Below are 13,037 nucleotides of genomic sequence, written 5' to 3' on the forward strand. Positions count from 1 at the left end.
TATCTCGTATCTCGTATCTGCTCTCTGGATCTTCAGGAAACAAAAAAGCCACCAAATTTGCATTTGGTGGCTTTCAAATTTTTGGCTCAGTTAATCGAGATTAACGAGTGCCGTATACCACGATAGTTTTACCGTGTGCAGAAATTAGGTTCTGCTCTTCTAGCATCTTCAAGATACGACCTACTGTCTCACGAGAACAACCAACGATCTGACCAATCTCTTGACGAGTGATCTTGATTTGCATGCCGTCAGGGTGAGTCATTGCATCTGGCTGTTTCGCTAGGTTAAGTAGCGTTTGAGCGATACGACCTGTTACGTCAAGGAACGCTAAGTCACCAACCTTTTGGCTAGTTACTTGTAGACGGTTTGCCATTTGCGCTGAAAGGCGCATTAGGATATCTGGGTTCACTTGGATAAGTTGACGGAATTTCTTGAAAGAAATTTCAGCTACTTCACAAGGAGATTTTGCACGAACCCATGCAGTACGCTCTTGGTCTTCTTCGAAGAGGCCAAGCTCACCGATGAAGTCGCCTTGGTTTAGGTAAGAAAGAATCATTTCCTTACCTTCTTCGTCTTTGATAAGAACTGCCACAGAACCTTTAACGATGTAGTACAAGGTCTCTGCCTTTTCACCAGCATGAATCAAAGTACTTTTTGAAGGGTACTTATGAATATGACAGTGTGAAAGGAACCACTCTAATGTTGGATCGGTTTGGGGTTTACCTAGAACCATAATATCTTACTTCCTCTGCAGGGTATGCTTGCCGCTTTCCGTATTTTAGCTAAGCCTGGATTGACTTGTAGGATAAGAGCACTCGTTGAGCGCTGCAAGCTATCTTGTGTTTCGTTTAAGAATAGTATCCTTTTTCAGGTACTATTTCTTGATTTTAATCGTGACCAAGCTACGATTTTTTACGCAAAATTGTGCACATGATCACGGTATGAAAAGTAATCAACCAGAATGACGTCTTGTTAACCTATTTTTCCGGTTTCGATGAGCTGTTGTAGGATGGGCCTTACAATGAGCTCCATAGCAAAACTCATCTTGCCGCCTGGCACCACAAGCGTGTTGTGGCGTGACATAAATGAGCCATCTATCATAGCCAGAAGGTAGGGGAAATCGACGTTTTTGATGCCACGCAAACGTATAACCACGAAGCTTTCGTCTAAACTTGGAATCCCTTTGGCGTTAAGTGGGTTCGATGTATCTACGGTTGGGACACGCTGAAAGTTGATGTGAGTACGCGAAAATTGTGGAGTGATGTAATTAAGGTAATCATCCATTGAGCGAACAATAGAATCCATTACTGCTTCGCGTGAGTGCCCACGATCGCGTGTGTCACGAACGAATTTTTGGATCCACTCAAGGTTGACTATTGGCACCATGCCGATCAGCAAGTCGACGTGCTGTGAGACATTGATGTCGCCATCTACCACGCCACCATGAAGACCTTCGTAGAACATCACATCGGAATTTTCTGGGATCTCTTGCCATGGCGTAAAGGTGCCCGGCATTTGATTGTAAGGCACGGCTTCATCGAAGGTATGTAGGTAACTACGGACTTTACCCGTGCCTTCATTACCGTATTGACGGAAGAACTCTTCTAATGCGCCAAAATCATTGGCTTGTGGACCAAAGTAGCTGATGTGCTTACCTTGCTCGCGAGCCTTACGGATCTCGACATCCATCTCTGGTCGAGTGAAGCGATGGAAACTATCCCCTTCAACCCAAGCGGCCTTCACGTCCATCATATTGAACATTTTTCGGAAGGCTTCTGAGGTAGTGGTGGTGCCGGCTCCTGATGAACCCGTCACCGCAATAATTGGATGTTTAGCGGACATGACAACCCTTGTCTTTTGAGTAACTTACTTGTTAGCAATCGTTTACCACTATAACACGGCTCCTTTATGAGCGCAGCCTAGAAGCGTTTTGTGACTTGAATATCAACGGTTTCATGCAGCTCAGAAAATACGATGCTGACTTCCTTTGAGGCTAATTGATGTTTCACTTGATCAATCTTGTTTTGCAGTGAAACCTCTACGTCACCGTAGTCTGTGCCTTCACGCAGCACGAATTCTTTAATGAGGTTTTCCAGCGTTTCTGGCGCAATGTCTTGCCATGGGATGATCATAAATACTTCTCTCTTTTATGTTCATGGATAGGTTTATTGTTGTAGAAATGAGTGAGCTTAGTAATATTTTTACTGCTATTTACTAAGACTCGTCATTATGCCGAATCTTGTAGACTTTCATAGTAGGCGGGTAATGCTTCTTCTAACCAAAATCTTGGCTTGAGTGTGCTGCCAGTAATGAACCCCACATGACCGCCTTTTTGAAACAGTCGATAATCGATGTTATCAGGCAGAACGAACTTTGGAATCACATCATCGGTCATGAAAGGATCGTCCTTGGCATGAATGATCTGAGTTGGTAGTTTGATCTTCTTGAGTTTAGGCAGTGCGGAGCATTGTGCATAATAATCTTGGGCATTTTTGAACCCATGCAGAGGCGCCGTAATTTGTTCATCAAACTCATACAGTTTGGTGATCTTCTTAATGGTTTCCGCTGTGACCCCCAGCTTTTCCTGTAGCAGGTTAACTTTTTTCAAGGCGTTTGATTTTAGAGAGTTGAGTAGATACTTCTTATAGAGCTTGGAGAAGCCCTGCTCAATGCGACTAGAACAACAAGCCAAGTCAAATGGAGCTGATACTATGGTCGCCGCCGACAGCAATGGGTCGTCGGCATACTCAGCCAAATAATTCGCCAGCATGTTACCACCCAAAGAGATACCAACTGCAACTTTGGGGTTGCTGGGGAACTGCGCGTGCAGATGCCTTAGGAAAAAGCGCGCATCTTCGACTTCACCTGAATGGTATGCACGAGCCAAGCGATTTGGTTTTCCGCTGCAACCTCTAAAGTGCATCATCACTGATAGCCAACCATCTTTAGCAAATGCATTCATCAGCCCGTTGGCGTAAGGGCTCTCAAAGCTCCCTTCTAATCCGTGGAATAGAACGAATATTGGCTTGTTACTTTTATCATCATTGCTTGGCGTGTCACCGTCTGGCGATTCACTCCATGCAAGGTCTAGGAAATCGCCGTCGGGAGTTTCTAAGGTCTGCCATTGAGGAGCAAACAACGCCTGCTTTCTAATAAATCTTGGCACTAAGGTTTGTAAATGTGGATTCGATAGGCCAGCGGCAGCGGTAAATATTGTCATAAAAACAGTCCATGCTTCTTTTATGGGCTTTGATAAAGTGTTGAGCTTTTAGCGAAACGCCCACGTTTTTATTTGAGCTTGGTTGATTCTTAGCATAAGCGCAAGGGTTTCACTGATATGATCGACCAAAATAGGTGGTAGGTAACTGGTTGAATAATATCAAGGTTGGGCGTATTAAAGACTCCCCCAAATGTGTTTTAGTCAGCATGCGATCATGGTAACGAGCGAGCGCAGTTAAGCTTGGAGCTTGATTGAATAAAAGGAAAAGGAAATGCGTTAGGGCTGTGGTGCTGGTTCAGAAAAAGCGTCGTAGAGATTTTCCGCCCCTAATAAACGACAGTACTGTAAAGCGAGCGGTGATTGTTGGTTCGCTGTAAGTTGAAGAGACTTAATACAGTCGACGAGGTCGGACTGTTGTTGCTTTTCAAGCTGCAGCTCAAATTGTAAGGCTTCACGGTAGAGTGAATCAACAACGTGTGCTTTGAGGTGTTTACGCAGCTCTCGATAACTATGAAGCAAGGTTTCAGAGCGACTTAAGCATTGTTGCACCTTGTGCCACTCCTCCTCAGCGAAAGAGAGTTGCTGCTCATCAAGCCATTTGAGAAGCAGTAGTAGATTGACGTTGCCATGGAATTGGTTTTGCAAAGCTAAGCACGCATCCTTAACACCGCGCACACTGTAATACTGAAGGCTAAATTGCCATAGTCGTTCCAGTGTTAGTGATATTGGTGCGTGCTCTGGGCTCATAAGCTATCCATATCCAGTTCCATCTGCTCAAGCTCTTCTTGAGTGGACATCCAATCCATTTCAACTTCTTCTAGCTGTGACTTACTGCTCGCTTGTAGAGCGAGTACTTTATTCAGTTTAGCCTTATTTTCAGCTTCATAAAGTGAAGTGTCAGATAATTGCTGTTCAGCCTCTTCAAGATCAAGCGTCAACTTATCCATTTTCTTTTCAAACTGAGTTAATTGTTTGCGAATCGGCGCGGTTAGTTTTCTGAACTCTGCTTCTTTACGTTTCTGATCTTTTTTTGCTGCTGCACTGTTGGCGCCATCTTTTGCTGGTGCCAATGCTTGTGCTTCTTTTCGCTCAACTTTCTGTTGTTCGGTTAGCCACTTGTAGTAATCGCTAAGGTCACCATCAAACGGTGCAACTTGACGGTCGTGTACAAGGTATAAATCATCAGTAGTGGCACGAAGTAGGTAGCGGTCGTGCGATACGATAACCATCGCGCCTTCAAACGTCTGCAATGCAAACGTTAGTGCCTGACGCATATCGAGATCCAAGTGGTTGGTTGGTTCATCGAGTAGTAATAGGTTCGGTTTTTGCCATACCAGCAGAGCCAATACCAAACGCGCTTTTTCACCACCGGAGAACGGTGCCACTTTATCGAGCGCTTTTTCACCTTGGAAGCCAAAGCTACCTAGGTAGTCACGCAGTTGTTGCTCGGTTTGTTTTGGCGCAATCTGCATCATGTGCTGAAGTGGTGTCTCTTCCGGGTGCAGCGTCTCTAATTGGTGTTGGGCAAAGTAACCCATTTTAACGCCTTGCGAATAGCTTAGCTCGCCACCTTGTTGTTTCAGTTCACCTGAAAGCAGCTTAATCAGCGTCGATTTACCTGCACCATTTCGACCAAGTAAACCAATACGGCTGCCCGGTACTAGGTTTAGGCGAATCTTCTCTAGAATCAGATTGTCATCGTAACCTGCAGAGACCTCGTCCATCATCATGATTGGGTTTGGTAGTGCGTCTGGTTCTCTAAATTCAAAGCTGAAAGGGTTATCAAACTGAGCGGGCAGTACTTGTTCCATTTTCTCTAGCGCTTTAATACGGCTTTGCGCTTGGCGAGCTTTTGAAGCTTTATAACGGAAACGGTCAATGTAGCTCTGCATGTGCGACATTTGTTTCTGCTGCTTTTGGTACATCGCTTGTTGCAGAATTAGCTTTTGCGCTCGTTGGGTTTCGAACGACGAGTAGTTACCTGTGTATTCATTGAGCAGTTGATTTTCAACATGCACGATGCGGTTGACGATAGGATCCAAGAAGTCCCTATCGTGTGAGATAAGAACGAGTGTGCCTGGGTAGTTTTGTAACCAGCGTTCTAGCCACATTACAGCGTCTAAATCCAAGTGGTTGGTTGGCTCATCGAGTAACAGTAGGTCACTGCGACACAGTAGGGCTTGCGCTAGGTTCAAACGCATACGCCAACCCCCTGAAAATTGAGTCAGGTTCCATGTCATTTGTTCTTGGCGAAAGCCCAGGCCGTCTAACAGCTCAGCCGCGCGTGCTTTGATGCTATAACCACCAATGGTTTCAATCTTGCCATGGATCTCTGCGACTAATGTGCCGTTGTCGGCTTGTTCGGCTTTCTCCAGTTGATCTTCAAGGCCACGGTATTCACGGTCGCCATCAATCACGTATTCAATTGCTGTTCTTTCTAATGCAGGTGTTTCTTGAGCAACCCAAGCCATTTCCCAATGGGCTGGTTTACTGAATGAGCCAGCATCAATAGACAGTTCGTCCTTAATTAGGGCGAACAGCGTAGATTTACCACAGCCATTCTTACCAACCAAACCGATCTTGTCGCCAGGGTGAAAAGTCGCAGATGCTTGGTCGAGGAGTGGCTTACCGCCGCGTAGCAATTGAATATCAGAGAAAGTAATCATAATTGAAATAGCATAGAAATTAGAGGTGAACAGACGCCTGCATAGTAGGCTGAAACCAGATAAAAGTCGATCACAATGCAATTTGCGTTATGATGCCAATAACATATTAGTAACTTTTGCTTAAATTCTTGTGGCCTTGCCACCGTTTAGCCTTCAAAGGAATGTTTCAAAGGAATGAGTAATACTCCCTCGACAGACAACCCCGTGCCAAAGGTGCTGGTCATCTATGCGCATCCAGAGCCACAAACCTCTATCGCTAACCAGATCATGGTTAAAAAGATAGAGTCGCTTGGGAATGTCAAAGTCCACGATCTCTACGCCATCTATCCTGACTTCTTTATTGATGTGCCTTCTGAGCATGCATTGCTGCTTGAATATGATGTGATCGTGTTCCAACACCCTTTGTTTATGTATTCCTGCCCATCACTGCTTAAAGAGTGGTTTGACCGAGTATTAGGCAAGGGTTTTGCGTTTGGTGAGCAAAGTGCGCTTAAAGGTAAACACTGGCGCAGTGTGATTACTACCGGTGGTAAAGAAGAGGCGTTTGGTGCCGCAGGCTATAATAAATATCCATTACAAGAGATTTTGCAACCATTCGAGCTAACGGCTGCTTTGTGTCAGATGCACTGGATATCCCCTTTGGTTTTACACTGGGCACGAAATGTCACCGATATGACGCGTTACCAACACGCAGAAGCGTATCGAAATTGGTTGCGAGACCCGCTACAAGATATAGGAGCGAATGATGGCTCTGACTAACGATTTTCTACAAAGTAGCGTTATATTTTTAGCAGCTGCTGTGGTTGCGGTTCCTATCGCACAGCGCGCTGGATTAGGGTCGGTACTCGGTTACTTATTAGCGGGTGTGGCGATTGGCCCATGGGGGCTTGGTTTAATCAGTGATGTAGAGGCGATTCTACACTTCTCCGAATTCGGGGTGGTACTGCTGCTCTTCTTGATTGGTCTCGAACTTAATCCGAAAAAACTGTGGCAGATGCGAGCCCCCATTCTAGGACTCGGTGGCGCGCAAGTGCTGATCACCACTCTGATTATTACTGCCATCGCGTGTATGTTTGGTTTAACTTGGCAAACTAGCTTAGTCATCGGTATGGGTTTAGCTTTGTCTTCGACCGCTATTGCGTTGCGTGTTATTGAAGAGCGAGAGCTTGGTGGCAAAGAAGCGGGGCAGTCAGGCTTTGCGGTATTACTTTTCCAAGATATTGCCGTTATCCCTATGTTGGCGATGCTGCCTTTGCTTGCGGGTAATACGGGCGGCAGTTGGGCTGACATGTTGTGGATGCTAGGCGGTGTAATTGGCTTGCTTGTCGGTGGTCACTTCTTGTTGAGACCACTGTTCCGATATGTAGTCATGAGCGGTGTGCGTGAGTTGTTCACGGTAGCAGCGCTGTTATTGGTGATTGGTATTGCCGTCATCATGCAGCAGATTGGTTTGTCGATGGCATTAGGTACTTTCTTGGCGGGCGTACTTCTGGCTGAAAGTGAATATCGACACGAGTTAGAAATCGCGATTGACCCATTCAAAGGGTTACTGCTTGGTCTGTTCTTTATCTCTGTGGGTATGGCAGTAAACCTAGGTTTATTGGCAGAAAGCCCATTCGCAATACTAATAGCTGTAATGGCCCTCGTGGTGTTGAAAGGTTTAGTGCTGTACGCGCTAGCTCGTATCTTTGGAACACAGGCAAAAGCGCGTAGCCGAATGGCGATGATTCTCAGCCAAGGTGGTGAGTTTGCTTTCGTTATTTTTACCGCGGCGAGTGCGCAGGGCATCTTAAGTGGCGAACAGGTGTCGTTCTTACTGGTGGTAGTGAGCCTGTCTATGGTGACCACGCCGCTGATGCTTAAGCTGCAAGACCGATTCTTTGCTCGTCAGCTGAACCAAATCAGCGAAAGTGCGATGTCTTCGGATGTGGTCGATCGTAGCCCTCGAGTGATTATTGCGGGCTTTGGTCGTTTCGGTCAGATCATTGGCCGCTTGATGTACGCCAACAAGATTCGCATCACTGTTCTTGAGAGTGATGCCAGCCAAATACACATTCTGAGAAAGTTCGGCTACAAGGTATTTTATGGTGATTCAACACACTTAGAACTGTTACGTGCCGCAGGTGCAGACAAAGCGGAAGCGATCGTGTTGTGTACCGACTCTCCAGACGAAATCATGAAAACTGTCGACTTGTGTAAGCAGCATTTCCCACAGTTAAAGATTTTAGCGCGTGCTCGAAGCCGTGTTGAAGCGTATCAATTACTTAACCACGGTGTGAGCAACTACTCGCGTGAAACCTTCCTTGGGGCATTAGATTTAGGTCGTCAAACATTGACCGAACTTGGCATGCATCCATATAAAGCGAAGCGAGCAGAAGCACACTTTAGGAAACTGGATAATGGTATGCTGAAAGAGTTGCTGCCTCAGCATAACGAAGATGCCGAGTTAGCCCAAAGAGCGAAAGAGGCTCGCAAAGAGCTTGAAGAGATTTTTGGACACGAGATGGAAAATGATCACCAATCTCGAAACTATTGGCAGTAGCTTGAAGTGATAACTAATGCTAGAGCTCTAGAAATATAGCTTGAGCTCTAGAAATAAAAGTCTAGATAACTAATCTAATAATAAACGTGGTCTCTGCTTTGTCTTTAATAGATCTAGATCGGAAGAACTGCGAATCCAGAGTTGTAAAGGATATGAACGTGAAACAGAAAAAACGCTTTATCGCAGGGGCGAGCTGCCCAAGCTGCAAGACTCAAGACACACTCCGCTGGTGGATTGAAAATAATATCGAGCTGGTGGAATGCGTCGATTGTGACTTCACAGAACAGCGTAAACCGAAAACTGTAGAGAAATCTGAACACGCGAATCAAGAAATGATCGGTATTTTTAAGCCTGAGTGATTGAGTTTCGTCAATTGATCCCCATAATATCCGGGTACAGAATTTTTCCTAAGCTCAACTGTTCGAGCTTAGTCCAAACCTCCTTGGAGCTCTCATGAAAATTGAAAAGAACGTAGTAGTTAGTGTTGCATATCAAGTGAAACTTGAAGATGGCGTAGTAGTTGACCAATCAACTGCAGAAGCTCCACTAGATTACCTTCACGGTCACAACAACCTAATTACAGGTCTTGAAAAAGAGCTTGAAGGCAAAGTCGCTGGCGACAAGTTCTCAGCAACTGTTACTCCAGAAGACGCTTACGGCGAGCACAACGATGACCTAGTTCAACGTGTTCCTGCAGACGTATTCCAAGGTGTTGAGCAAATCGAAGTTGGCATGCGTTTCCTAGCGGATACTGACCAAGGTCCAATCCCAGTTGAAGTTACTGAAGTAGATGGCGACGAAGTTGTTGTTGACGGTAACCACATGCTAGCTGGCCAAACTCTAACGTTTGACGTTGAAGTTGTAGCGGTTCGTGAAGCGACTGAAGAAGAAGTTCAACACGGTCACGTACACCAAGAAGGCGGCTGTGGCGGTCACGACCACGATCATGATCACGAAGGTGGTTGCTGTGGTGGCGAAGGCCATGACCATGCTGAAGAGAAAAAAGACGGCTGCTGCGGCGGCGGTAGCTGTGGTTCTCACTAATACCGAATTAACGGTTTAGTTTAAGAATATTGAAAGCCTCCCTTGTGGAGGTTTTTTTCGTTTAGGGTGCTAGCTTTTTGAGTTGGCTTTTCATCTACTAAACTAAATGTCCGCAAATCTAAGCGTTCGTAAATAGTTTGGTTTTCGCTATCAGACATCAAATCTTGGATGTGGTATTGATAGCACAACATTATAAGTTGACGTCAGTGGAGAGTTTGTATGTCACAGCCTTTTTCAATTGCCATTCATGGTGGTGCAGGCACCATCTTACGAGAGCAAATGAGTGATGAATTAAAAACGGGTATTACCGAGGCTTTGGAAAAATCGGTTTTGGCTGGCTATCAAGTATTACAGTCGGGTGGTGATGCGCTAGATGCAGTGGTTGCTTCAGTTAAGGTGATGGAAGACAGTCCCCACTTTAATGCTGGTAAAGGTTCTGTTCTGACTCATGATGAATTTGTTGAGATGGATGCTTCTGTGATGCACGGTCGTGAAATGGATGCGGGGGCTATTGCCGGTGTCCGCCATATCAAAAATCCAATTGAGCTTGCGCGTGATGTGATGCTTAAAAGCGACCATGTGCTGCTGATTGGTGAAGGCGCCGAGAAGTTTGCGTTTGAGCATGACCATACTTTCACCGAGCAAGATTACTTCTTTACTGAGCGTCGTTATGACCAACTTCAATCGATGAAAGAGAAAGGTATTTTTGCTTTGTCTGAAGCGAAATATGATGAAGAGCAAGCTGATAAATATCCAGATGATAAAAAGTACGGCACGGTTGGCGCGGTCGCATTAGACCAAGCCGGAAACTTAGCAGCCGCAACCAGCACTGGTGGCGTAACCAATAAAAAATACGGTCGTGTGGGAGATTCTCCAATCATCGGTGCAGGCACTGTTGCTGAAAATGGCAATGTGGCCGTTTCAACAACAGGTATGGGGGAGTTCTTCCTTAGAAAGATGGTTGCCAGTGATGTGGCGGCACGAATGCGTTATCTCAAGGAAGATGTGCATACGGCTTGTGAAACGATAATTCAAGGTGAATTGAAAACCATGGGTGGTGAAGGTGGCTTGATTGCTATCGATGGACAAGGTGATATTCATTTCGGTATGAACAGTTCAGGAATGTACCGTGCGAGTGTTGATACTAATGGCTGCGTGGAAGTGAAAATTTATGCCGATGACTAAGTTTGTATTGCCTTAACTGACTTTAGTTGAATTAGCGCAGATTAAACAAACAAAAGGGCGACAGATAAGTATCTGTCGCCCTTTTGGTTCTCTATGTCCCGTCCTGACATGTGTTTACACATTGAGGACGAGAAACTAACGATATGCGTCGCTAGAATTAATTCGTTATCTTTAAACCGCACTTAATAGTGTGGGGGTGGCGTCTCTTCTGATGCGTCAGCGAGGTTTGAGCCATCCATATTTTTTACTTTGCCAACCACGAACTTCATCTGGTCTTGCATTCTCGTGATCAACATCTGTTGTTGGCTAAGCGCTTCATTAAGTTCTTCAATGGTTTGCTCTTGGAAAGCCAACTGACATTCTAGGTCATTCACGCGGCTTTCTAATTGTTCAACTCGCTTTTCTGTCATCGTTCTTAATCCACATTCCAAGCTTGGGCAATGCCCGCAGAGGTGCCCGATATCACACGGTTCTTATCATCAAAGGCTGCATCATACACTACCGCACGAGGAGGGCGAGCATCTTTTAATGGCTCGGCGTCGTGGCGAGAAATGCGTTTACCATCTTGAGTACTCCACACGCTCACTTGGCTAGATGGCGTACCTGTTACCAACATACTGCCGTCATCAGAAAAGCGAGCACTGGAGAAAATTAGCTGTCGAGACCAGCTCTGCAATTGAGCTTGAGGTTCACCTGTCTCAAGATCCCAGATCATCGCTTGATTCCCTCCATCGGAGGTAAAAGCTAGCTCTCCATCTCGTTGTAAGGCAACTCGTACGACTCTTTGTTCATGCTCGAATGTACGCAATACCAAGCCTGATTCGGTATCCCAAAGGTAAGCTTTATAGTCGTTACCGCCTGATAATGCGTAGCGCCCATTCGAAGATAGGGAGACGGAATTAACTTTTTCTCGGTGAGCGAGGAACTCCAGACGGCGTCCGGTGACTAAGTCCACATAGATAGCTTTGCCATTAGATAGGCCCAGCAGTACTTTTTCACCGTTGCTAGAGATATCAACATCGCGAATTAAGCCATCGGAAATCGACCATAGCCCTTCAGCTTGTGTCCAAGATAAGTCCCAAACGGCGAAATTCATCTGACTGGCGGTAATGGCAAAGCGACCATTGTCAGAGATGCGAATACGCGATACTTGATTTTCGGATTGATCTTGTGGACCAAGTTGAGCCAGTTCTTTGTTTTGGGCAAGATCCCAAAGGAGCAGCTGTTTTTGCTGCGAGTAGAGCAGCGCGAAGCGTCCATCTCTACTTAGGGCAAAGCTGGTGGCGCCGTTGGGTTCAATTTCCCAGCGTTGGTCATCATCTTGGAAGAAAAAGCAGCCATTTAACAAGGTGATGACAATCGTACATAGCAATGAGTGGAAAAATATTCGCATCACATCCAATAATCCGGTTTGTGTCGAAAGACATATGACTAGTATATTGTTATAACTAACGTATTCACACCAATCTAATCATTAGATTTGTGCACAATAACCAATGGCTTGGCCATTAATTGGAGAATTCAATGAAATCAGTTTTAAAAGTATCACTGCTTGCCGCAACGGTTATGCTAGCAGTTGGTTGTCAGAAAGAAGAACCAAAGGCAGAAGCTCCACAGGTAGAAGAAGTTAAAGTTGCAGCAGTAAACTTTAAAACAGAAGATGACAAAGCGGCATACGCAATCGGTGTATCTTTCGCTAACTACTTAAGCACAAGCATTGATAAGCCAAGCGAGCTAGGTATTAACTTAGACAAAGCGATGGTTCTTCAAGGTATCGAAGACGTATTCGCAGAGAAGACGGCACTTAACGAAGAAGAGACTCGTGCAGCTCTTGAAGCTCTAGACAAGCGTGTTGCTGAAACGATGCAAGCACAAGCGGCAGAAAAGTCTGCAGAAGTGAAGAAAGCGGGTGATGACTTCCGCGCTGAGTTCGCTAAAACTGAAGGCGTTAAGCAAACTGAATCTGGTCTACTTTACCAAGTAATGACGGCTGGTGAAGGCGCTTCTCCAAAAGATACTGATACGGTTCAAGTACACTACAAAGGTACGCTAACAGACGGCACTCAGTTCGACAGCTCTTACGATCGTGGCGAACCAGCAACATTCCCACTAAACCGCGTAATCCCAGGCTGGACTGAAGGCGTACAATTGATGCAAGTGGGTTCTAAGTACAAGTTCGTTATCCCACCAGAGCTAGCATACGGTGAGCAAGATACACCGACTATCCCAGCTAACTCAACGCTAGTATTCGAAGTAGAACTACTAAATATCGATAACGCTGAAGCAGCTCCTGCACAATAATATCGGTTAAAAGCCTCGTACTAAAATACGTTGATTGAATAAAAAGCCTAACTTTAAGTTATAATGCCGTTCGGATAAG

At 45.4% G+C, this 13,037-nt stretch carries 14 protein-coding genes; 6 read left to right on the plus strand and 8 right to left on the minus strand.

Annotated elements, in window-relative coordinates; all coding sequences use genetic code 11:
• Positions 1–100 precede the first annotated feature (100 nt).
• The 6 genes from crp to AB4589_RS10320 form a co-directional block, all read right to left on the minus strand.
• Positions 101–733: a cAMP-activated global transcriptional regulator CRP gene (gene crp / locus AB4589_RS10295; protein WP_004729651.1), complete on the minus strand. Its 633-nt coding sequence runs from the start codon at positions 731–733 to the stop codon at positions 101–103.
• Positions 734–972: 239 nt separating this feature from the next.
• The gene (locus AB4589_RS10300) at positions 973–1,842 is read right to left on the minus strand and encodes a phosphoribulokinase (protein WP_004729650.1); all 870 of its coding nucleotides are present in this window, start codon (positions 1,840–1,842) and stop codon (positions 973–975) included.
• 77 nt (positions 1,843–1,919) lie between these two features.
• Complete coding sequence (locus tag AB4589_RS10305) at positions 1,920–2,132, minus strand: YheU family protein (protein ID WP_004729649.1); 213 nt, start codon at positions 2,130–2,132, stop codon at positions 1,920–1,922.
• Between the two features lie 95 nt (positions 2,133–2,227).
• Positions 2,228–3,220 (minus strand): hydrolase, encoded by a 993-nt coding sequence (locus AB4589_RS10310; RefSeq protein WP_009848922.1) that lies wholly within the window; start codon positions 3,218–3,220, stop codon positions 2,228–2,230.
• 276 nt (positions 3,221–3,496) lie between these two features.
• Positions 3,497–3,967, minus strand: coding sequence for a TIGR02444 family protein (locus AB4589_RS10315; protein WP_009848923.1), 471 nt, complete (start codon positions 3,965–3,967; stop codon positions 3,497–3,499).
• A complete protein-coding gene (locus AB4589_RS10320; protein ID WP_372100339.1) occupies positions 3,964–5,886 on the minus strand; it encodes an ABC transporter ATP-binding protein in 1,923 nt (640 codons plus the stop codon). The genes AB4589_RS10315 and AB4589_RS10320 overlap by 4 nt, the downstream gene beginning before the upstream one ends.
• Before the next feature lie 174 nt (positions 5,887–6,060).
• Here AB4589_RS10320 and kefG point away from each other — a divergent pair, with 174 nt between their 5' ends.
• The 5 genes from kefG to AB4589_RS10345 all read left to right on the plus strand — a co-directional run bounded on the left by kefG (position 6,061) and on the right by AB4589_RS10345 (position 10,657).
• Positions 6,061–6,645 carry a glutathione-regulated potassium-efflux system ancillary protein KefG gene (kefG, locus tag AB4589_RS10325; protein WP_009848925.1) on the plus strand — a complete coding sequence of 195 codons (585 nt, stop codon included), beginning with the start codon at positions 6,061–6,063 and terminating at the stop codon, positions 6,643–6,645.
• The gene (gene kefB / locus AB4589_RS10330; RefSeq protein WP_041472929.1) at positions 6,632–8,428 is read left to right on the plus strand and encodes a glutathione-regulated potassium-efflux system protein KefB; all 1,797 of its coding nucleotides are present in this window, start codon (positions 6,632–6,634) and stop codon (positions 8,426–8,428) included. The genes kefG and kefB overlap by 14 nt, the downstream gene beginning before the upstream one ends.
• A 158-nt stretch (positions 8,429–8,586) precedes the next feature.
• Positions 8,587–8,787 carry a YheV family putative zinc ribbon protein gene (locus AB4589_RS10335; RefSeq protein ID WP_009848927.1) on the plus strand — a complete coding sequence of 67 codons (201 nt, stop codon included), beginning with the start codon at positions 8,587–8,589 and terminating at the stop codon, positions 8,785–8,787.
• A gap of 94 nt (positions 8,788–8,881) precedes the next feature.
• Positions 8,882–9,472 carry a peptidylprolyl isomerase gene (slyD, locus tag AB4589_RS10340; protein WP_009848928.1) on the plus strand — a complete coding sequence of 197 codons (591 nt, stop codon included), beginning with the start codon at positions 8,882–8,884 and terminating at the stop codon, positions 9,470–9,472.
• 219 nt (positions 9,473–9,691) lie between these two features.
• Positions 9,692–10,657, plus strand: coding sequence for an isoaspartyl peptidase/L-asparaginase family protein (locus tag AB4589_RS10345; RefSeq protein WP_017103602.1), 966 nt, complete (start codon positions 9,692–9,694; stop codon positions 10,655–10,657).
• Positions 10,658–10,839: 182 nt separating this feature from the next.
• On the opposite strand, the gene AB4589_RS10350 is transcribed toward AB4589_RS10345, so the two are convergent.
• Together AB4589_RS10350 and AB4589_RS10355 are read right to left on the minus strand one after the other, a co-directional pair.
• Positions 10,840–11,067, minus strand: coding sequence for a SlyX family protein (locus AB4589_RS10350; RefSeq protein ID WP_009848930.1), 228 nt, complete (start codon positions 11,065–11,067; stop codon positions 10,840–10,842).
• Between the two features lie 5 nt (positions 11,068–11,072).
• The gene (locus AB4589_RS10355) at positions 11,073–12,050 is read right to left on the minus strand and encodes a WD40 repeat domain-containing protein (RefSeq protein WP_122047196.1); all 978 of its coding nucleotides are present in this window, start codon (positions 12,048–12,050) and stop codon (positions 11,073–11,075) included.
• Between the two features lie 131 nt (positions 12,051–12,181).
• Here AB4589_RS10355 and fkpA point away from each other — a divergent pair, with 131 nt between their 5' ends.
• A complete protein-coding gene (fkpA, locus tag AB4589_RS10360; RefSeq protein ID WP_009848932.1) occupies positions 12,182–12,958 on the plus strand; it encodes an FKBP-type peptidyl-prolyl cis-trans isomerase in 777 nt (258 codons plus the stop codon).
• The last annotated feature ends 79 nt before the right edge of the window (positions 12,959–13,037 follow it).

Source organism: Vibrio sp. 10N.222.49.A3, assembly GCF_041475145.1.
GTDB classification, from domain to species: Bacteria; Pseudomonadota; Gammaproteobacteria; order Enterobacterales; family Vibrionaceae; genus Vibrio; species Vibrio tasmaniensis_A.

Coding starts and splice junctions, on each gene's coding strand:
- crp (WP_004729651.1), bottom strand. CDS start 733: ATGGTTCTAGGTAAACCCCAAACCGATCCAACATTAGAGTGGTTCCTT.
- AB4589_RS10300 (WP_004729650.1), bottom strand. CDS start 1,842: ATGTCCGCTAAACATCCAATTATTGCGGTGACGGGTTCATCAGGAGCC.
- AB4589_RS10305 (WP_004729649.1), bottom strand. CDS start 2,132: ATGATCATCCCATGGCAAGACATTGCGCCAGAAACGCTGGAAAACCTC.
- AB4589_RS10310 (WP_009848922.1), bottom strand. CDS start 3,220: ATGACAATATTTACCGCTGCCGCTGGCCTATCGAATCCACATTTACAA.
- AB4589_RS10315 (WP_009848923.1), bottom strand. CDS start 3,967: ATGAGCCCAGAGCACGCACCAATATCACTAACACTGGAACGACTATGG.
- AB4589_RS10320 (WP_372100339.1), bottom strand. CDS start 5,886: ATGATTACTTTCTCTGATATTCAATTGCTACGCGGCGGTAAGCCACTC.
- kefG (WP_009848925.1), top strand. CDS start 6,061: ATGAGTAATACTCCCTCGACAGACAACCCCGTGCCAAAGGTGCTGGTC.
- kefB (WP_041472929.1), top strand. CDS start 6,632: ATGGCTCTGACTAACGATTTTCTACAAAGTAGCGTTATATTTTTAGCA.
- slyD (WP_009848928.1), top strand. CDS start 8,882: ATGAAAATTGAAAAGAACGTAGTAGTTAGTGTTGCATATCAAGTGAAA.
- AB4589_RS10345 (WP_017103602.1), top strand. CDS start 9,692: ATGTCACAGCCTTTTTCAATTGCCATTCATGGTGGTGCAGGCACCATC.
- AB4589_RS10350 (WP_009848930.1), bottom strand. CDS start 11,067: ATGACAGAAAAGCGAGTTGAACAATTAGAAAGCCGCGTGAATGACCTA.
- AB4589_RS10355 (WP_122047196.1), bottom strand. CDS start 12,050: ATGCGAATATTTTTCCACTCATTGCTATGTACGATTGTCATCACCTTG.
- fkpA (WP_009848932.1), top strand. CDS start 12,182: ATGAAATCAGTTTTAAAAGTATCACTGCTTGCCGCAACGGTTATGCTA.